Origin of the sequence: Carboxylicivirga linearis (genome assembly GCF_018271995.1) — a bacterium.
Taxonomy (GTDB): domain Bacteria; phylum Bacteroidota; class Bacteroidia; order Bacteroidales; family Marinilabiliaceae; genus Carboxylicivirga; species Carboxylicivirga linearis.
Genome location: NZ_JAGUCO010000023.1, coordinates 1 through 16,883 on the forward strand (window position 1 = coordinate 1; position 16,883 = coordinate 16,883).

A 16,883-nucleotide genomic window follows, 5' to 3' on the forward strand; every position below is an offset into this window, starting at 1 on the left:
GGTGTGGTATTCTTTGTGGATCCACCTTACTTAAGTACTGAGGTAGGTACCTATCAAAACTACTGGCGATTGTCTGATTATTTAGATGTATTGAACGTTTTAAAGGATAACTCATACATCTATTTTACGTCTGATAAATCATCCATCATTGAGCTATGCGATTGGCTTGAAAAGAACCTGGAAGCAAACAACCCATTTGCCGGATCCATTCAATACGATATGCCAGTAAAAGTAAACCACAATGCAGGATATACTGATATCATGCTTTATAAGCCGAAATATGTGAGTAGTGTGAGCAGAAATATTTATAGTTCAGAATATAATTCAATAACGGTTTGATATTTGAAATATTGTCAGTTTACTGACAAGTGTTTTTTAGCAATTGCTATTTTTCTTATATAAGCAAAATGACATTAAGACATAAATAGTTACATGGCTCATGTTTTGTGTAATCACTTTCAGACATTATTAAAATTGTATAAAATGAAAAAGATTCTTGTTTCTTATTTAGTAAATGGTATGCATAATAATTCTATGAAGTTTGATTTTTTAACATCAAAGCATACAAATAATGATGAAGTTAGATCTGAAGCAAAAAAGCGAGCGGCTTTAAGGGAAAACAAACCTCTTGAATGTATAACACTAAACCCTTTTCAAAGTATTAATCTGTAAGATATACTAACAGCTTGTTGATAACTATTTATAGCTTTATTGTGGACTTTAATTTTTGAGCTTAGTATTTTGATGATATTACAAATTTAAACTATTGATTTATGAATAAAAGAATGAAAAACCACACTGCAACCTTCAAGGAAGGTGGGAAAGTGAAAAAAATGGAATTTAGTACAGATAATCCTGATTCTAGTAAATCTGCACTAAAAAGAGATGCAAAGAGCGAGTATAGAAGAAGAGGTGGAGACTTAAGTGAAATTGAAGACTTGGATGTCGATTAATAAAAGAAGCAGCTTAATCAGCTGCTTCTTCTAGTATAAAATCAAGTTTATAATTCCTACCAACTTTAACATCAAGCTCAGGAGGTAGTTGAATTTTCATCTCAAAGTCTCCTAATTTGAAGCTATACAAATCATCTTTACATGATTCACAAATAAATGAAGAACGCTCAACATATTTAAGATTAATATTACGGTTCAACATACTCATTTCAATAGGTGTTAGTTCAAATACTAGAATATCATCTTCTTTAGTAATTCCTTTATGAGGTATGAATTCTGAATACTCATCAGACTCAGCGGGAATAGTTATGTCATTTAATTTAATCAGAAGCTGATCCCAATCATTTTTATTTTCTGAAGTAGTCATTTAAATACTGTTTAAATTATAATACTTTAAGTGTAAAATTAATTGTTTCTAGCTAATACCGTCTTTAACTTCCATATACCTTTATCCTCTGAAAGTTTAAATATAATGTCATCTATTTTATGTGAAGCTTTACCTCTTAAGGTTATTTCTTCTGCATTAGATTCAGGGTTAATATATTTCAACCAAAATGGATATAGATCTAAAAAGCGCCCAGCAACTCCATAAAAAGTATATTGAGGTTCACCTTTCTTTTCTAATGCTGTATTAGCCCCAATCATTTTTATATTGAAAAATACATTTATCTTATCAAGACTATCTTTAACGTTTTTATAACTAATGATGTAATAATTTATATTGTCATCAGATATACCCTCTTTATTATACTCATAAATACGCTTTGCATTTAAAGCAATACTATCAGAGATAGTTCTAATATCTGACTTTTCAGAAGTTATAAACTTGAAATTTGTTTGTGTATAAGCAAATGAACAAATGCTTAACAATGCAATTAAAATTACTGCTCTCATTATTTTAATATTATGGTTTATACAAATTTAAAAAGCCTATCGGATTATCCAATAGGCTTTATCTATGAGGATGTGCCAGTAGTCAAAAAAGACTCCCTTGTACTTTTGGTTGGTTCAGAACCTGCATACGATCGGCTTTACCATAGCGACCATGAGCATAGGCATAGCCTTCTTTTACTTCTACCAGTACGTCAACTTCATGCTCCCATTTAACAATGGATACACCCATTTGCATAACCAAATGCCAGGATAACTTACGACGTTTGTAACGTTGGCGCATGGCTTCAAACTTGTCGTAATCCATTTTAATGTGTTGTACGCTGTCGATGATTACAAAGCGATAGCCGCCATTCTTAACCAGCTTATCAATATCATCTAAATCTTTGGTATGTGCAAAGCGCACTTTTGGCGAGGTTACTCCGCACGTACTGATGCGCTGCTGTAGTGTTTTACTATTGATGCGTTCCTCTGCTGATATGTACAGAACGCGCCCCCATTGACTGCATTCCTGGGCAAACTTCATGCAGTAGGTACTTTTGCCACTCTTGGCTTTACCACGTATAAGCGTTGAGAAACGAATATCAGGTTCACCCAGTAACTTATTCCATTCGTCGGTAAACGGGTAAACATCAATGTTCCTTTCGGCAATATCGGTAGGACTCCATGTTCTCATAATTATTAATTGATTGTTTTATTAATGTGGTTGATCTAATCGTCTAAACAAATTGTGTTTAGTGATGCTGGGGATTGGTTAAGAGGTTCTGTAGTGATGGTTGTAACCTGAATTAACCTTCCTTGTCCGCTGCAATGTGGGCAGTCTATAATTTTAGCATCCTTTGAACTTTTATAATAGGTAGCCTTTAATAAGCCTCTTCCTTCGCATTTAGGGCATGTAATTATTAATTCTATTCTACTCATTTGCTATTAGTTTTTACAAAATTGTCTGATACCGGATCCAAAAGCCAGTGAAATAATGTGCATGGCTTCCACTTCATCTTTAGTGATTGGTAGAGGTGCAAACCGGTTGATTTTAAAAACCAGTTCAAAAGCATGAAAGCTATTATCGAGCATTACTGCCTTTTTTAAATCGGTAGCCATATCAATTGAAGGTATGGCACAATAGCCTTTATGTCCAATACGTTCGCTTATTTCGCTGTATTTACTCATGGCTAATTACTACCTATTGATGGCGTTTGAAAATCCTGATTCTTTTCGATTCTGTCGGCTGTCTCGCGCAAGGCTTTTATCATATCTGTACGCTGTGCGTTAGATATGTAATTGGATGTACCTGGACCACAGGAAGGAAATACAATCAAGGCAAACCCGAAACCTTTAGGTAGTTGGTTTCTTACCTGATTGCCCATTTTAATCATTAATTCTTTACTCATATTATTAATTTTTAAGTGCTAACTCTTTTAATTCTTTGGCTTTGATCTGTTCGTTATCGCGGATGGAACAAAGCTGTTTAAAGAGCTTTTTTAAATCATCTACTTTACGAAAAGCATACAGGCCTTTGTGGTTAGTGATACCGCTTGCCAGTTGTGCCGGACTTAATACCCATTGAAACTGTTTTTTTGAAAGTTCCTGGTTAACGGCAGACCAGTCTTTAGGTGAGGCTATGATGCCACGCTCGTTAAGTACCAACAGGCATTTGTTTCGCCACATGCGCAGCATCTTTGATGATTCAGGATCCTGCTTAGGTTGCTGGTTATTGCCCAGGCGTTTTTTAGCATCAGAAATAAGAATATCAAGCTGTTTTTCGCTTAACTCTTTGGTGCTGCATACTCCAAAATGAGCCTCTACAATTACTTCCTTGTAACGTTCTTCGCCCAATGCCAGTAACAACTGGTGGAAGTATTGCCGCTTTTGTTTTACAGTTTCCTGGTTAATCATTTTCTAAACGTTTATCAAAGTTTTGATAATGCCGTGGTCTGTACTCGTTGTAAATTCCTTTCTTTCGGCGTTTATAATCACGAATACCGCCCCAAATGCCAGTGGAAAACATACCGGCTAGGGCTACTAATGACAGATAATCGTATAAATCCATAGTAATTTGTATTGGTTAATATTTAAAATCTGTAAAGTGTATTACTGCTCCGCTAAATTCATCATGTTTCGATCTTGGAGGGAACATCCAATTATCAAAATCATCATAAGAAAGGCCGTCGTTTTTAGCCAAAGTTTCTATCTCAGGATGATAGATATATTGATTGTTTAGCGTGACTTCAAAAAGCCAATGCCGGGTCATAAAAACAGGTTGAACATGTATTTTATGTAGCCGTTTAAATTCAACTTGTTTCGAACCATCGCGTTTATTGTTATATGGTGACTTGCTCCAGTATCGAAGACTTATATAAGATTTTCCATCGTTTACTTCATCAGCTATATCAAGCCACTTTTCAAAATCGCCTCTTATGGTATGAATCTTTGAACCATTCTCTATGGCTTCTACAAAGCCTGTTTCTTGTTCTGCTTTTGGATGAACCATTGGAAATGTTCGGCTAACCATAAGCACATAGCACTTTGTTTTTTTCATTGTTTAAATAGTATTTAAATGCTTTATAGCGATGTTCCCCGGGCGGAATCGAACCACCCTGAAACCATTGGGGATTAAATAGAGTCTTCTTGTACTGTGAAGCTTGTGTTGTAGCGCTCAGCTTTGAAGCTTACAAAGTCGAAAGTGAGTTCGGGATGCTCCTTTTTAAGGTTGTTAAGCAAATATGCTTTGCATTGTTCCTCAATTTTAGATTGTATAGCCTTCATGCCTTTTGGAACGAATACCCCACTCATAACAAGTGGTTTGAATCTTATTTCGGCATCATCCGCTTTGGGCTGGATCTTTGTTTTAATTAGATAAACTGCCATGTCTGTTTCTATAATCGGTTAAAACTTGGTTCCAGCTTTTTCCATACTCCTTGCTTGGTTTTTTCGAAGAAATAGAAGTTAGTAGCGGTTGTTTCAACTACATTCGACTCTTTGAAAAGGCTCATAATGTCGGTGTATTCATCGTTATTGAACTTCGTCTCCAGGTCGTAAAGCTTTGAGATGGATTTATAGTCAAGGTCGCCGTATTTATTACGTTCCAATAATGTCATTGCCAATTGGTACATAGGGTCATCAGTTCCTTTATCGCGGTTACTTATCCAGTTTTGCAGAAACTCAATCAGTCGCGAAGCGGCAACATCGGCACGCTCATCGAAGCCTTTAACTTTGTTCGTTTTTACTTCAATTTTGAAGTTGTTTTCAGCCAAACGAAAGCTTAACTGATCCTCTCGAAGCAGCTGCCCGTATTCAGACATGATTTTTTTAAAGGCATCTGTTTCATCGTTAACGAAAGTGAATAGACCATAAACCTCCTCTGTTACTTTTCGTACTTTGTCCTCAATGCGTTTAACTACGTCGGCACGTATGCCCTCGTAAGCTTCACGTTTTTTAATGCGGCTCTCAGCTTCCTTTTGCTTTTTATCAGCTAGTATTTGCTCCAGTTCTTCAGCGGTTAGTTCGCTTACTTTTTTTTCTGCTATATCCATGATTACTATTTAAATGTTGGTAAACTATAAGTTGTTGCGTACTCTTTTGTGATAGGTTTATTGCGATCAGCTATCTGTATAAGCTTGTATCGGGCGTTGTTTAAGTCTCTTAATTTTTGTTCGAATTGTGGATGAGATGGCCTGTTATTATCGATCCATTAATCCAGTTCATTCACTCTTTGTTTCCAAAGTTCAAGTTCCCGAGTGTTAGTTTCTTCTGACTTCATTCATTGGGGCTTTAGGTGTGATAGTGATGCTGATCTCTTTTTTAACTGTTACCATGCCACTTCCTTTGCATACATCGCATATAACCGGCTTTAATGTGTTAGGATGAATTTCGGCTAAGTAACATTCGCCACGGCAATTGCGGCATACATCTGGATAGGTTAAAATGTGTCCTGCTTTCTTCATAGTTGTAGATTGTTGTAGTTAATAGATGGAATATTTGACATTTTAATCATGTCGATACAGTCTTTAATGCCTCTGAAAGTTCGCTTAGCTAACCATGAGTGACTTTTAAACTCAGGCAATCGGCCCATAACGATATCAAGCTCTTCGCTGGTTGTAATGCCATTGGCTTTGAAAATTGCCAGGGCTTCTTCGTCGGTTGGTTTGTTTAGTTGTTCGGGAAGCATAAACAGGCGGTCGCGTGTTTCGCTGAACAAATGGCGGTCGCGGATGGCTCCACGATTTAAGTTGTTGATAAAGTAAGGTGTGCCGGCAAATACAATACCCACCAAGTCTTTAAAAGCGGTCATTACATCTTTAATGATGGTGATGTTATGACTCTCCAGGCTGCTGACTTCATCAACCGTAATAAGGATGTCTTTTTTAGTCACAAACTCGCGCATTACTCTTAATTGGGCGGCCATGGTTCCGGGCTTGTGACAGTCTAAAGCTTGCATTAACCCGGCAATAAACTGTTTGTTTGTTTTTACCATGGATGCATCAAAATAAACCACTTTGAAACGTTTATTTCGTTCGTTGTATTCCTGGTACTTTTCAAGGGAGAAAGTTTTGCCAAAACCACCATCACCCACAACAGCCATAGGCTTTTTAAGTGAGTAAGCCCGTTCGCATGTTTCCCAAACCTTCTTTAAATTGGCGGTAGGAACCCCAACATAATCCTCTGTTTTGGAAACATACTTTTCTATTACTTCCCAGGTATCGGCTCCAACCATACCCTGTTTATCCCAGTTGTTGCGTATATGGCTGAATTTAGAGCCATTTGAGAAGCCTAAACGCTGAACAGCAAAGTTGTTACCGGATAAGCCTGAGGCTTCCTGCAATGCGATGATCTTATCGCGTAATTGCTGTTTTTGTTCTAATGTGTAATCTTTCATATTTTTGTAATAATTATTAATTGATTGTGGGATGTTTCGTTGTGGTTGACGGGCATCCCTTTTTTATTAGTTCCAGGATAGGGTTTCAATCCACACCTGGATAATTGATCTAGTCAATTAATGTGTACTGATTAACCCCAGTACCTTCCATAACAGATGTTTTCCACATTGGCAAAACACAACCATCTAAGGTCACTGAAATGTTGACACATCCATTAGGTTCTCCATTGCTCCAATCGGCAGTAATAACACCGGGGTACTGATCACCTTCTTTTGCTGGATTAACTCCACCATCAGTAGTTCTTAATGCTTCGATGAATTTCTCATCATCTTGACCAAATTTGTACAGGACTCTTTTTCCTACTTTACTCATAATTGTATGGGTTTTACAAAGCCGCCCAGGGCATTATTTTCCTATATTGAGTATCTTTCTTTGTCGTTCTGTAAGTCCATCGCTTATGCCGTTGGCATTATCCTCCAGTACCGATTCGCGAGCGTTGGTATTTAGTTTGGATGAATCCCACCAACCGAAACCTTCAGTACCGGTTGCTTTCATTTCGCCCAGGGTAATCATTTGTTTTTCGAGTTCACGAATTGAATACTCCTGACCCCATTGTTGTTGTTTTTGTTTGAATAGTACACGCTTAGCGTTTTGGCCTTCTTTCATATCGGCCACACAAGCCGCGTATCGTTCTTTGTTGTAGGCAAAATCGACGAATACACCTTTATCATTGTAAAGAGCAATCATGTCGGGGTTATTCTTATCGATTCGGATCTTGAATTTATTGCCCAGGTTCTCGTTGGCAAACATGAAGTCTCCCACATTGTCGGAGTCGGGTACTATAAAATGATGTTTATTACTATTGACTTCTATTTCAATGCCGTTAACGCCGTATTTGTATTCAAGACGTTGCTCAACCATAAACAGGCTGATACGGTCGAAATAGTTTAATTTACTACGTTTTTCGTGTTGAATAGAAGTGTATCGTTCAATTTTACTGGCACCCACAAAGCGACCGTATTTATCACGTTTTTCGCCACGTTGGTTATATTCGTTAACCATTTGAGAGAATAGCTCAATAACACCGTAGCGATCGGGTAATGCTTCCGGATTCTTTTTGAATTGTGCCAGTAACTCAGGATTAGCCTTTGAGTTAAGACTCTTAACGTTGATGTTACCCCCTTTAAAGTTTGGCTGTTTGCGTAACACTTGTTGTTGGAAGTGACCGATAATGCTCTCAACGTACTTTGAGCGACCTTTGTAAGGTTCGCAAGGAAAATGAACGCGGCTCATGTTACTCATGAGATTACGAACCGCCACCGCCACGTTAGCCGATGAATTATCGTACTGCATTTGATAGGGCTTGTATTCGTGTTTTATAACCGCATCGCGTATGGCATCTTCAACCATACCGGCTGTTTCGGCGAATGCAACTGAATAGCCAACTATAGCCGTACTATTGGCATCGGTAACAAAATACACGTAAAGGTCGCTCTTGATCTTACCGTTCTCATCGCGGTAATACAACTGCATGGTAGTTCCATCCAGTGACCAAAGAGCATCAGGGAAAGAAGGTGTGTCGCGGTTGATAAGCGGCTGTATATCGTTATCAGCGGCCAACTTACCATGACGTGCGTAATACCATACTTTCTTAACTTTTGGAGTGTTTAAATACTGTTTAACAGTTGAAGTTGTGATTTGCTCTTTGTCATTAGCCAAAGCCCAATCGTTATACATCATGGAAACATCTTCCCAGGAATACTTAACCGGTTCGGATGCAAGTTGAATCAACTTAGCGTGAACTTGAGTATCTGTTTTTTCACGGTTCACATTTCCAACTCCACCATGTATTAAGCTTTTAATTCCTTCTTTTTTATAGGATTTAGCAGCATTTTCAACCAACCAACGTTGACTAGTTATTATTCCTTTTTTAAACTTGATTAATGCAGGATCTGATGTCTGTTCGTTTAAACAGCGTTTAAATACTTCGGTACGAAAGTCAACAATACTATCGAAACCAAGCTTACGGGCTTTTTTAACATCGAAATCATTGATTAAACGTAACCAACCGGCAGCACGTGCCAACTGGTGAACTTCGAGCGGATTGTACTGGCCGGTAGCTGATAATTGTTCAATTTCGTCAGGATCTGAAGTTACTAATGCAGTAACCTGATCTGTTATATTTTCTACAATGGCTTTAGCTGTCTCATCTTCCTTTTTCTTCAGGAAGATTTCCGGCTCAAGATTTTCGCAAAGCACAGCCTTTATTAAGGCCTTGTACTTTGGCATTAACGAATGATAGTGGATGTAAACCTGTTTACCCTGTTTGTGATGTTCCCAACAAAATACTTCTCCCTTACGTTGTCCGGCTAAAGCACGGCTAACGTAACTGGATGAAACGCCACATTGAGCCAGCTCATTACGCGTTACGGATAGTATGTTGTTGTGATAAATAGGCATGTGTGAGGTTTGCCGGTTAGAGTAAATTTTCTTTTGCCAGATTGATCTCAGCAATTTTGCGAGCCAGTTCGATAATTTGTAATGACTTGCCTCGCATTGCTCTTCGCTTGCCAGTTAATACCACATTAACGGTGCTTTCGGTAACATTTAACTTGTTCTGAATAAGAACCCTGTCAGCGGCAGTAACCTGTTTACCCAATTTTCGGGCCTCTGGATTTACAATTTGCTTACTATTCATTTTTGTTTAAGTTTGTATTACAACTCACGACAAAGTAATCTAATATATTAGACTTATGCAAGCGAATGAAGATGAAAAATCTAATTTCTTAGATAATATTAGAAAACGCATAATATTCTTTGCTGATAATGCAGGTGGTGGACGCTCTGTTTTTATGGAGTCTACAGGCATAAAGAAAGGAATGTTTGATCCAAAAGACATCGACAGAGCTGTTGGATCAGATAAAATATCTAATATATTAGACTTTTATAAAAATCTTAGTGCAGAGTGGCTTCTTTCTGGAAATGGGAAAATGTTAAAAGAAAGTAATGACACGGTAGAAGAACCCATGTCCACTTATTATGAGGCAAAGAAGCTTGAAAATGGTGTTCCATTGATAGAAGGCGTTCCATGGATCGAAAAGTTAGCGTCTGCCGGCTTTGGAAATGGAGAGTTTTCGATTGCGAAGCAAGATGTGAAAGACTATTATGTCATTCCAAAATTCAAGAATAGAAAGGTTGATTTTATGATCGAGGTATGTGGATCCAGTATGTATCCAAAGTACAATAGTGGTGATGTAGTGGCTTGTCGTATTATTCGGGAAAGTAACTTTATTCAATGGAATAAGGTTCATGTAATAGCGACAAGAGAACAAGGCATATTGATAAAGCGGCTCAAGAAAAGTGAAATGAAGGACTGTTTGCTTGCTGTTTCAGACAACCAGGATTATGAGCCTTTTGATATACCAGAGAAAGAGATAACAGGAGTAGCCATTGTAGTAGGTGTGATCCGCCTGGAATAATACCAGATCCGTCTTTTGTATCTACATACCCCCATACTTTAAAGTCAAGATTTACCCAACATCCATCAAATGTATGCCAATTCCTAGGATTTTTGCAAGTTTAACATTTTTGCAAATTTACAGGATTCGTTTTCTTAAATTTACAGGATTCGTTTTGCCAAATATATTGTGTTGGAATAACATAAAAACTAACAGTAGTAATAAAAGCAGATAAATACACTAACCAAATAATAGCAGATACGGATGTATTAGCAGCTGCATTTACGTTTACATTTGCATCTTCAGTTTCCGGTTCATATAGAGTAAAAGGCACCAATACAATCACAACTATTGAAAAGGCATATACCAGGAATGTTAGTTTCCAGCTAATATCAGTCAGATAACCGGCAGCCGTTATAAAAATAAGTCCGCCCAGAGCCACAAAAGCACCCTGTAAGCCCATGAAACGTTCGCGTTTGGCACCGGTAAAATAATCACCAATAAGGGTTGTTGAAACGGTCATAATACCAGCCACTCCAATTCCAAAAACAAACCTCCCAATTAAAATACTATACAAGTTGTTTAACCAATATCCCGATGTTCCGGCAATTAAATAAATCAATAACGATCCGAATAGCATCTTAACCCTTCCAACTTTATTCAGAAATCGTCCGATAACAGGCGCTGATACAGCAATGGTTAAGGCTGGTAATGTAAGCATCATTTTAGTTAATAACTCAATGCGCTCAACCTGATTAAATTCGAAACTTATTAATGGTAAAGCCGGTGCAATAATAGCGTTGGCTAAAATGGTAAGCATACTGGCTAACAACAATGTTGTTTCCAGTACCTTTTTATTTCTGATTATATAACTCATTCGTAATAAATAATAAACCACTTTTCAACTATTATTTAATTTGTTCATTTTGATGGGAGTAGTTCGATATACATCGAAGTAATAGTCGATTTTGGGAATTAAAAAAGATGTTTATGAATAAACAACCCTATTTGAATAACACTGTCTACTACATTAAAACACCTATAAAAATACCAAACTCGTTATTGGTAATTTTCATTGGGCTATAGCAATCATAATTGTAGGCAGCTCCAAACGAATAGTTCTTAAAGCTAACTCCTAATCTTCCGTATACATGGCTACGGTCGTGATGATTACTGCTGGTTGTTGTAATATGACTATACATTCCCTGTACACGTGAATACAAAGACCAATCACCTTTAATTACCGGACGGTATTCAAGCATAGCAATGGTTTCGAAGTTTTTAGTTGCTGTTAGGTGGAAACCAGATGTTAACATTCCCATAAAAGTTCTGGTATGATAAGCATACTGAGCTCCTGCAAAAGGACGGAATCCCCAATGTGAATTGTACATTGAACCGGCCAGTACACTAACCCCTTTTAATACATCGTATTTTAACATTGATAAGTTAACCGATTCCTGAAACTCACCATCATTTTCGTAGTTTGCATTGATATAGGTTAATCCAAAGAAACCTAATTTACTATCGGGTCCGAACTTACGGTCAAGTACTAACTGAGAGGTAAATCCTTCACCACCTAAAAATACTTCCAAAGGAATGGGTGCAGTTGGTTTTACTTCCGGTTGTTGAGCTACTGCTTCATTTGAACCCAACACAACTATTGCTAATAATAGCATCCACATATAGTATCTTTTCATTTTCATACTTTTTATTCGTTAAACTGTTAATGTAAATTTTAAAATTAGGGTAATAGAAGGTCAGTTCATCATCTACCGGAGGATGTAACACCCTCCGATAGTGATAAATAATAATGATCCTGAAAGAATCAGGTAAGCCTACAATAAAAAATTATTATGTCAGAGTAATAATTCTCTTAGAAAGAAGGAGCCGCAGTTTTTGCTCTTTCAAATGAGTCATTCAACAAGGCAGTAGTATCTTCAGTTACAATATCTAAACGATCTGTTGCTATAGTAGTAAAATCGGTAATTCCCATAAAACCGAATATATTGCGCAAATATTTATCTGCCATTTCTAACGATTCCATTGGCTCAGCAGAATAATCACCTCCACGTGTTATGATATTAATCGCCTTTTTGTTGTGACACAACCCAACAGGACCATTCTCGGTGTATGTAAATGTGATTCCCGAGATAGCAACACAATCGATATAGGCTTTTAAGATAGCTGGCAATCCTAAATTCCAAATTGGCTCTGCAATAACATACTTATCTGCCTCAGCAAACTGATAAGCAAATTTAAGAACAGGATGATTCTTATCTTTTTGCATAACAGCCTCATGCATTTCGTTCAGTTTTCCTTTTGGTAAAAAAGGTATATTTAAATCATACAAATCCAACTCTATCACCTCATCCTGAGGATTTAGTTGTTTGTATTCTTTGATAAAACTATCTGCAATCTGAAATGTCCGAGATTCTCCCTCCCCTTTAGCATTTGCTTTAATGTACAATACTTTGCTCATTCTTTTCCTTTTTATATAATTCGTTTCAAGTTCATCTGCTATCAATGTCCGGTATCAATAAAGGTACTGACCACCAAACAATCCATCGGTAATAAATTGACTAACAACAGACTTACAATATAAATTCACTAATAAAAGCTTCAATACAAATATATTGTTGGCCCAAAGGAAATCCTTTTACAAATGTTAAAAAGTTATTTTTTGGATCTGATCCGACTTAATGATACTTGAGAAATACCTAAAAAAGCAGCTGTATCCCCCAGGCTGATTCGTTGCTGAAGATGTCCGTACTCTTTCAAAAACTTATTGTACCTTCCTGTGGCATCCAGATATAGCAAGCCTTTTAGGTTAGAGATAGCAGTAGAAGCAACGACCGAAACAAATTTACGAGCAAAACTTTCGAATGAATGATACTTATTACATAAACGCTCAAAATCATCGTATAACAAATAATTGATGGTGCAATCTTCAAGAGCCAACGTAGAGTAATCAGCAGGTAAGTTTTTGAAAAAGCTGTCTGTGGCAATAAAAAAATGATCTTCTTCGAAGAAACGAAATATGAATTGACTGCCTTTATGATAATAGAAGTGTTTAGCCAGTCCCGTTTTTATAAAGAACAGATTGCGACATAGCTTCCCCTCTTCATGTATAACATCTCCTTTCATATATTTTTTTGTGCGAACACATTCCAACAACTCACTAGTAGCTTGTTCCGACAATACTGAAAGGTTATTCACAGCTTTTAAAAAATCACCTACTTCTTCATTCATGTTTCTAAAATAATACAATTTGTAAAATTTCACTTCCTTCAAACTCTACAGTTACTTTTAAAAGACTTTCCGGTACATATTGAGATGCTAAATAGTCTCAGCAAGAAAACTACATTTTTTTCGTTACGCTTGCTTCAAAATAGGTCATTTACGAAAGTTAACTTCCAATTTATCACCTGCGCAAGCCTTAAAAATAAAGCTTTCTAATCAGAGACTTTGTTTTCTTGCAAGCACTAAATAATTAGCGAAATACAATCTAAATTGTTTGAAGTTATCACAACAAAAAAATCCCATCTTCAATATTAAAGATGAGATTTTTTTTAACTACTTGCTATGGCACCAATTAACAGGTGCTAATAAAGGATCTATTCATTACACTGTAATAACAGACAATCAATTAGTACGATTAATCATTTACATATTGCGAGAACTCTACTTCAATAATTCGTAATTCTCCTTTTACTTTTGCTCCATTAGGATCACGATACATATCTAACTCGCCTTTGTTATTGGCCGGATCCAACTCTGTAATATGGCTGAAGGCATCATTCTCGGTATTGGCTCCAATCAGTTTGATAATTACTTCATCGCCTTTTAAACCTTTTAGAGGTAATCTTACATATCCCAAACTCAGAGGTGTTTTACCAGTATAAGCCAGCTCACCATTCACCAATATTTCAATCGGATATTGACGTCTTCTCCATCCGGTTAGTTTAATACAACACTCATCTAATTCGGTATCTTGTTCCAACTTATATTTCACCCAACCCGTTTCGATGGTACCGTCATTTCTCCATTCCGACAATTCATTATCATCGTAACTTTGGCCCGCCTTTTCATTATTGTATCCCGCTACAGCGCTTTCGATAGGCACTGTAATTCGTGAAGTTGTAAAAGATACTCCTTTAGGTGTGGGGCCTCTTTCAAGGTACACATCCAAACCATCAGAAGGTAATTCAGCTGACAGCCCTTCGTTATCATCAAACTGTTGGGTAGAAAATGTTATTTCATCAGAAACTAAACCTTTAGCTGCAGCCTTTACATTTACCTTTCCGGCTTTTGTTGTAGACCTGATTAAAGCGCGATTGATACCACATTCAACTGGCAGCTCATGCGATAAAATGTAGTTATCTTTTCCTTTGGCAATGCCTCCCAGCCACTGACCTTCTCCTGATAATTCAAATGCAACTAAGTCATTGGCTAACGGGCACCTTCTGCCTTTTTCATCTACTACTTCAACCTGAATCATAGCCATATCAGCTCCATCAGCTTTTGTGCCGGCCGGATTTTCGATCAGACTCAACTTTAGTTTTGCCGGTTCACCAACAGTCTCAATAAAATCTTCACTTAAAATCTTACCTTCTTTATCGTACGAAATAGCTTTAATAACACCTTCTTCCCACTGAATATCTTTAAACGTATTCAAAAAACGATATTCTTGCTCTCCTGTACCTTTTGATTTTCCATTGATAAATAACTCCACCTCATCGCCGGATGAGATCACGTAAATATCTTTCTTTACGGTATCAGTGTAGTTCCAGTGCCCAACAATATGCGTACGATGGTTCTCCGTTTCAACCCAACCATCCCACATGACCTGATGAGCATAGAAATTGTCTTTTGTAATACGCATTGCATCTACCTCTCCACTACGACGGTAGTTTTCAGCTCCCCTAAAATGTGTATTGGTATCTGAAAAGATAATATTTACGCCACCTGAACTTACACGCGTTCCTGTTCCCGGACGCATTTCCCAAAACTCATACCAACGAATGATGTTTTCAATAGCATGTGTATCCTGATTGTGATTATAGGCTGATGCATCTTTTATTTTACTGCCACTTACATTCTGACCATGAGTACCTCCCTCTCCGTCTTTATGGTATGGATACGAATAATTATCCCAGTATTTTCTTAAACCTTCATCGCGCGAATATTCCATTGCCCACATGGGTATATGAGCACTTTTATTGATGTATAACATTTCGCCACCATACTCCGCTACCTTGCTATCTAACATCTCTCTTGAACCAATAGCTCTGCCTCCATGCGGATCGTACTGATCTCTTACCTCTTTCAAGTCAGCCATATGCTCTTCACTGATTGACTCGTTACCTCCTTCGTAAAAGATTATACTTGGGTTATTACGGTTGTAAATAATGGCATCTCTCATTAATTCAACCCGTTGCTCCCAACGTCTACCATTCACATCTTTTTCGGCATCACCTGCAGGCATCGCCTGAATCAATCCCACTCTGTCGCAGCTCTCAATATCCTGCTTCCAAGGAGTAACATGCATCCAACGTACCGTATTACCATTACTTTCCACCATCATACGGTTGGTGTAATCACTCATCCATGGAGGACATGACATACCAATGGCAGGCCACTCATTACTGGTTCGTTGCGCATATCCTTTCACCATCAAAACACGATCATTCAGGTAAAACAATCCGTTCTTAAAAGCTGTTTTTCTGAATCCGGTACGCGTAAATAACTCATCAACACTCTTACCATCTATAAGCACCGTAGTTTTCACATCGTACAAATAACCATATCCCCAGCTCCAAAAATGGATATTATTAACATCATTGGATGCCTTTAAAACGGTTTGTTGGCCTTTTACCAAGGGGGCACTTTCACCTAAAAAACTACTCAATAAAGTACCATCCAGTTCATACAAATCCACTTTTAACTGAACCATTTGATCTTTACCAGAAGCATTTTTAACCTCAGCCTCAGCATTCAGGTTAATTGACTGAGCATCAATATCGATATTGGAAGCATAAATATAGGTTCCGGTTGTTTCTAAGTTGGAATACAATGGCAATGTTTGATATACATCAGACACTAAATGCAGATATACATTTTTAGGTATTCCCCCGTAATTAGCATTGAAATTATCGTTATTCCATTGAAAATGGCTACCCGATTCTCTTTCTTTATATTTCCAATCGTTATCGGTTTTAACTGCAAAAACATTTTCTTTCTTACCATAATTCAGGTAATCGGTAATGTCAAAACCAACAGCCATTACACCATTCTCATGATATCCAAGATAATGACCGTTTATATAGAAATCGGCCCCTTGCCTTACCCCTTCAAATTCGATAAAAACCTTTTTACCTTTGGCTGATTTTGGCATTTGAAAGTGTTTGCGATACCATGCAATTCCTGTTGTTAAATCATGAATAGAATTTTTATAAGCCTCTTCCTGATTCCATGCATATGGCAACGTTACCTGCTTCCAATTTTCATCTGTTAAATCTGCTAATTGGCCATCTTCAACATCTCCAACATTAATAAGCCATTGCGAGTTAAAATTGTACTTTATCCTGTTCCTTTTTTGATGGTTTGATTTGCCTGAAGTGGTTACACATCCCACAGCAATTAAAGCCAGTAGAATAAGATATTTCATTGTTTAATCTTCTTTTTTGAATGTATTATAATGTTGA

Annotated in this window: 25 protein-coding genes; 4 read left to right on the top strand and 21 right to left on the bottom strand. The window is 37.3% G+C overall.

Annotated features, from left to right (window positions below; all coding sequences use genetic code 11):
* The 3 genes from KEM10_RS19115 to KEM10_RS19125 all read left to right on the top strand — a co-directional run.
* On the top strand, nt 1-339 hold a 339-nt coding region (locus KEM10_RS19115; RefSeq protein WP_212218177.1), incomplete at its 5' end, for a hypothetical protein.
* Between the two features lie 144 nt (nt 340-483).
* Complete coding sequence (locus tag KEM10_RS19120) at nt 484-672, top strand: hypothetical protein (protein WP_212218180.1); 189 nt, start codon at nt 484-486, stop codon at nt 670-672.
* A 101-nt stretch (nt 673-773) separates the two neighbouring features.
* Nucleotides 774-953, top strand: a complete 180-nt coding sequence (locus KEM10_RS19125) for a hypothetical protein (protein WP_212218183.1) — start codon at nt 774-776, stop codon at nt 951-953.
* 13 nt (nt 954-966) lie between these two features.
* On the opposite strand, the gene KEM10_RS19130 is transcribed toward KEM10_RS19125, so the two are convergent.
* From KEM10_RS19130 to KEM10_RS19205, 16 genes are all read right to left on the bottom strand, one after another.
* Nucleotides 967-1,320, bottom strand: a complete 354-nt coding sequence (locus tag KEM10_RS19130; protein ID WP_212218186.1) for a hypothetical protein — start codon at nt 1,318-1,320, stop codon at nt 967-969.
* 38 nt (nt 1,321-1,358) lie between these two features.
* The gene (locus KEM10_RS19135; RefSeq protein ID WP_212218189.1) at nt 1,359-1,847 is read right to left on the bottom strand and encodes a hypothetical protein; all 489 of its coding nucleotides are present in this window, start codon (nt 1,845-1,847) and stop codon (nt 1,359-1,361) included.
* An 82-nt stretch (nt 1,848-1,929) separates the two neighbouring features.
* Entirely contained in the window at nt 1,930-2,520 is a 591-nt protein-coding gene (locus KEM10_RS19140) for an AAA family ATPase (protein ID WP_212218192.1), read from the bottom strand.
* Between the two features lie 35 nt (nt 2,521-2,555).
* Complete coding sequence (locus KEM10_RS19145) at nt 2,556-2,765, bottom strand: hypothetical protein (RefSeq protein WP_212218195.1); 210 nt, start codon at nt 2,763-2,765, stop codon at nt 2,556-2,558.
* 6 nt (nt 2,766-2,771) lie between these two features.
* A complete protein-coding gene (locus KEM10_RS19150; protein WP_212218198.1) occupies nt 2,772-3,014 on the bottom strand; it encodes a hypothetical protein in 243 nt (80 codons plus the stop codon).
* 2 nt (nt 3,015-3,016) lie between these two features.
* On the bottom strand, nt 3,017-3,235 hold the full coding sequence (locus KEM10_RS19155; protein ID WP_212218201.1) for a hypothetical protein: 219 nt from the start codon (nt 3,233-3,235) through the stop codon (nt 3,017-3,019).
* Nucleotides 3,236-3,239: 4 nt separating this feature from the next.
* The gene (locus KEM10_RS19160) at nt 3,240-3,740 is read right to left on the bottom strand and encodes a hypothetical protein (protein WP_212218204.1); all 501 of its coding nucleotides are present in this window, start codon (nt 3,738-3,740) and stop codon (nt 3,240-3,242) included.
* Nucleotides 3,733-3,894 (bottom strand): hypothetical protein, encoded by a 162-nt coding sequence (locus tag KEM10_RS19165; protein ID WP_212218207.1) that lies wholly within the window; start codon nt 3,892-3,894, stop codon nt 3,733-3,735. Before KEM10_RS19165 ends, KEM10_RS19160 begins: the two co-directional genes overlap by 8 nt.
* A gap of 15 nt (nt 3,895-3,909) precedes the next feature.
* Complete coding sequence (locus KEM10_RS19170) at nt 3,910-4,383, bottom strand: hypothetical protein (protein WP_212218210.1); 474 nt, start codon at nt 4,381-4,383, stop codon at nt 3,910-3,912.
* 74 nt (nt 4,384-4,457) lie between these two features.
* Entirely contained in the window at nt 4,458-4,637 is a 180-nt protein-coding gene (locus KEM10_RS19175) for a hypothetical protein (RefSeq protein ID WP_212218213.1), read from the bottom strand.
* A gap of 83 nt (nt 4,638-4,720) precedes the next feature.
* The gene (locus KEM10_RS19180; RefSeq protein WP_212218216.1) at nt 4,721-5,377 is read right to left on the bottom strand and encodes a DUF3164 family protein; all 657 of its coding nucleotides are present in this window, start codon (nt 5,375-5,377) and stop codon (nt 4,721-4,723) included.
* 207 nt (nt 5,378-5,584) lie between these two features.
* Entirely contained in the window at nt 5,585-5,788 is a 204-nt protein-coding gene (locus tag KEM10_RS19185; protein ID WP_212218219.1) for a hypothetical protein, read from the bottom strand.
* Nucleotides 5,785-6,720 (bottom strand): ATP-binding protein, encoded by a 936-nt coding sequence (locus KEM10_RS19190; RefSeq protein ID WP_212218222.1) that lies wholly within the window; start codon nt 6,718-6,720, stop codon nt 5,785-5,787. The genes KEM10_RS19185 and KEM10_RS19190 overlap by 4 nt, the downstream gene beginning before the upstream one ends.
* Before the next feature lie 109 nt (nt 6,721-6,829).
* Entirely contained in the window at nt 6,830-7,093 is a 264-nt protein-coding gene (locus KEM10_RS19195) for a hypothetical protein (RefSeq protein WP_212218225.1), read from the bottom strand.
* A gap of 33 nt (nt 7,094-7,126) precedes the next feature.
* Complete coding sequence (locus KEM10_RS19200; protein WP_212218228.1) at nt 7,127-9,181, bottom strand: integrase catalytic domain-containing protein; 2,055 nt, start codon at nt 9,179-9,181, stop codon at nt 7,127-7,129.
* A 16-nt stretch (nt 9,182-9,197) separates the two neighbouring features.
* Nucleotides 9,198-9,419: a hypothetical protein gene (locus KEM10_RS19205; protein ID WP_212218231.1), complete on the bottom strand. Its 222-nt coding sequence runs from the start codon at nt 9,417-9,419 to the stop codon at nt 9,198-9,200.
* A 55-nt stretch (nt 9,420-9,474) separates the two neighbouring features.
* Here KEM10_RS19205 and KEM10_RS19210 point away from each other — a divergent pair, with 55 nt between their 5' ends.
* Nucleotides 9,475-10,200 carry a S24 family peptidase gene (locus tag KEM10_RS19210; RefSeq protein ID WP_212218234.1) on the top strand — a complete coding sequence of 242 codons (726 nt, stop codon included), beginning with the start codon at nt 9,475-9,477 and terminating at the stop codon, nt 10,198-10,200.
* 100 nt (nt 10,201-10,300) lie between these two features.
* On the opposite strand, the gene KEM10_RS19215 is transcribed toward KEM10_RS19210, so the two are convergent.
* The 5 genes from KEM10_RS19215 to KEM10_RS19235 form a co-directional block, all read right to left on the bottom strand.
* Complete coding sequence (locus tag KEM10_RS19215) at nt 10,301-11,056, bottom strand: MFS transporter (RefSeq protein WP_212218237.1); 756 nt, start codon at nt 11,054-11,056, stop codon at nt 10,301-10,303.
* A 148-nt stretch (nt 11,057-11,204) separates the two neighbouring features.
* Nucleotides 11,205-11,876 carry a hypothetical protein gene (locus KEM10_RS19220; protein WP_212218240.1) on the bottom strand — a complete coding sequence of 224 codons (672 nt, stop codon included), beginning with the start codon at nt 11,874-11,876 and terminating at the stop codon, nt 11,205-11,207.
* A 176-nt stretch (nt 11,877-12,052) separates the two neighbouring features.
* Nucleotides 12,053-12,658 carry an FMN-dependent NADH-azoreductase gene (locus KEM10_RS19225; RefSeq protein ID WP_212218243.1) on the bottom strand — a complete coding sequence of 202 codons (606 nt, stop codon included), beginning with the start codon at nt 12,656-12,658 and terminating at the stop codon, nt 12,053-12,055.
* A gap of 194 nt (nt 12,659-12,852) precedes the next feature.
* Nucleotides 12,853-13,428: a Crp/Fnr family transcriptional regulator gene (locus tag KEM10_RS19230; RefSeq protein WP_212218246.1), complete on the bottom strand. Its 576-nt coding sequence runs from the start codon at nt 13,426-13,428 to the stop codon at nt 12,853-12,855.
* 406 nt (nt 13,429-13,834) lie between these two features.
* Entirely contained in the window at nt 13,835-16,846 is a 3,012-nt protein-coding gene (locus KEM10_RS19235; protein WP_212218250.1) for a glycoside hydrolase family 2 protein, read from the bottom strand.
* Nucleotides 16,847-16,883 lie beyond the last annotated feature (37 nt).

Bases quoted from the DNA above. Each gene is read 5' to 3' on its own strand.
- KEM10_RS19140 (WP_212218192.1), bottom strand. From the start codon at position 2,520: ATGAGAACATGGAGTCCTACCGATATTGCCGAAAGGAACATTGATGTT.
- KEM10_RS19135 (WP_212218189.1), bottom strand. From the start codon at position 1,847: ATGAGAGCAGTAATTTTAATTGCATTGTTAAGCATTTGTTCATTTGCT.
- KEM10_RS19175 (WP_212218213.1), bottom strand. From the start codon at position 4,637: ATGAGTGGGGTATTCGTTCCAAAAGGCATGAAGGCTATACAATCTAAA.
- KEM10_RS19185 (WP_212218219.1), bottom strand. From the start codon at position 5,788: ATGAAGAAAGCAGGACACATTTTAACCTATCCAGATGTATGCCGCAAT.
- KEM10_RS19160 (WP_212218204.1), bottom strand. From the start codon at position 3,740: ATGATTAACCAGGAAACTGTAAAACAAAAGCGGCAATACTTCCACCAG.
- KEM10_RS19200 (WP_212218228.1), bottom strand. From the start codon at position 9,181: ATGCCTATTTATCACAACAACATACTATCCGTAACGCGTAATGAGCTG.
- KEM10_RS19230 (WP_212218246.1), bottom strand. From the start codon at position 13,428: ATGAATGAAGAAGTAGGTGATTTTTTAAAAGCTGTGAATAACCTTTCA.
- KEM10_RS19170 (WP_212218210.1), bottom strand. From the start codon at position 4,383: ATGAAAAAAACAAAGTGCTATGTGCTTATGGTTAGCCGAACATTTCCA.
- KEM10_RS19165 (WP_212218207.1), bottom strand. From the start codon at position 3,894: ATGGATTTATACGATTATCTGTCATTAGTAGCCCTAGCCGGTATGTTT.
- KEM10_RS19130 (WP_212218186.1), bottom strand. From the start codon at position 1,320: ATGACTACTTCAGAAAATAAAAATGATTGGGATCAGCTTCTGATTAAA.
- KEM10_RS19150 (WP_212218198.1), bottom strand. From the start codon at position 3,014: ATGAGTAAATACAGCGAAATAAGCGAACGTATTGGACATAAAGGCTAT.
- KEM10_RS19205 (WP_212218231.1), bottom strand. From the start codon at position 9,419: ATGAATAGTAAGCAAATTGTAAATCCAGAGGCCCGAAAATTGGGTAAA.
- KEM10_RS19225 (WP_212218243.1), bottom strand. From the start codon at position 12,658: ATGAGCAAAGTATTGTACATTAAAGCAAATGCTAAAGGGGAGGGAGAA.
- KEM10_RS19210 (WP_212218234.1), top strand. From the start codon at position 9,475: ATGCAAGCGAATGAAGATGAAAAATCTAATTTCTTAGATAATATTAGA.
- KEM10_RS19145 (WP_212218195.1), bottom strand. From the start codon at position 2,765: ATGAGTAGAATAGAATTAATAATTACATGCCCTAAATGCGAAGGAAGA.
- KEM10_RS19215 (WP_212218237.1), bottom strand. From the start codon at position 11,056: ATGAGTTATATAATCAGAAATAAAAAGGTACTGGAAACAACATTGTTG.
- KEM10_RS19235 (WP_212218250.1), bottom strand. From the start codon at position 16,846: ATGAAATATCTTATTCTACTGGCTTTAATTGCTGTGGGATGTGTAACC.
- KEM10_RS19120 (WP_212218180.1), top strand. From the start codon at position 484: ATGAAAAAGATTCTTGTTTCTTATTTAGTAAATGGTATGCATAATAAT.
- KEM10_RS19155 (WP_212218201.1), bottom strand. From the start codon at position 3,235: ATGAGTAAAGAATTAATGATTAAAATGGGCAATCAGGTAAGAAACCAA.
- KEM10_RS19190 (WP_212218222.1), bottom strand. From the start codon at position 6,720: ATGAAAGATTACACATTAGAACAAAAACAGCAATTACGCGATAAGATC.
- KEM10_RS19195 (WP_212218225.1), bottom strand. From the start codon at position 7,093: ATGAGTAAAGTAGGAAAAAGAGTCCTGTACAAATTTGGTCAAGATGAT.
- KEM10_RS19180 (WP_212218216.1), bottom strand. From the start codon at position 5,377: ATGGATATAGCAGAAAAAAAAGTAAGCGAACTAACCGCTGAAGAACTG.
- KEM10_RS19220 (WP_212218240.1), bottom strand. From the start codon at position 11,876: ATGAAAAGATACTATATGTGGATGCTATTATTAGCAATAGTTGTGTTG.
- KEM10_RS19125 (WP_212218183.1), top strand. From the start codon at position 774: ATGAATAAAAGAATGAAAAACCACACTGCAACCTTCAAGGAAGGTGGG.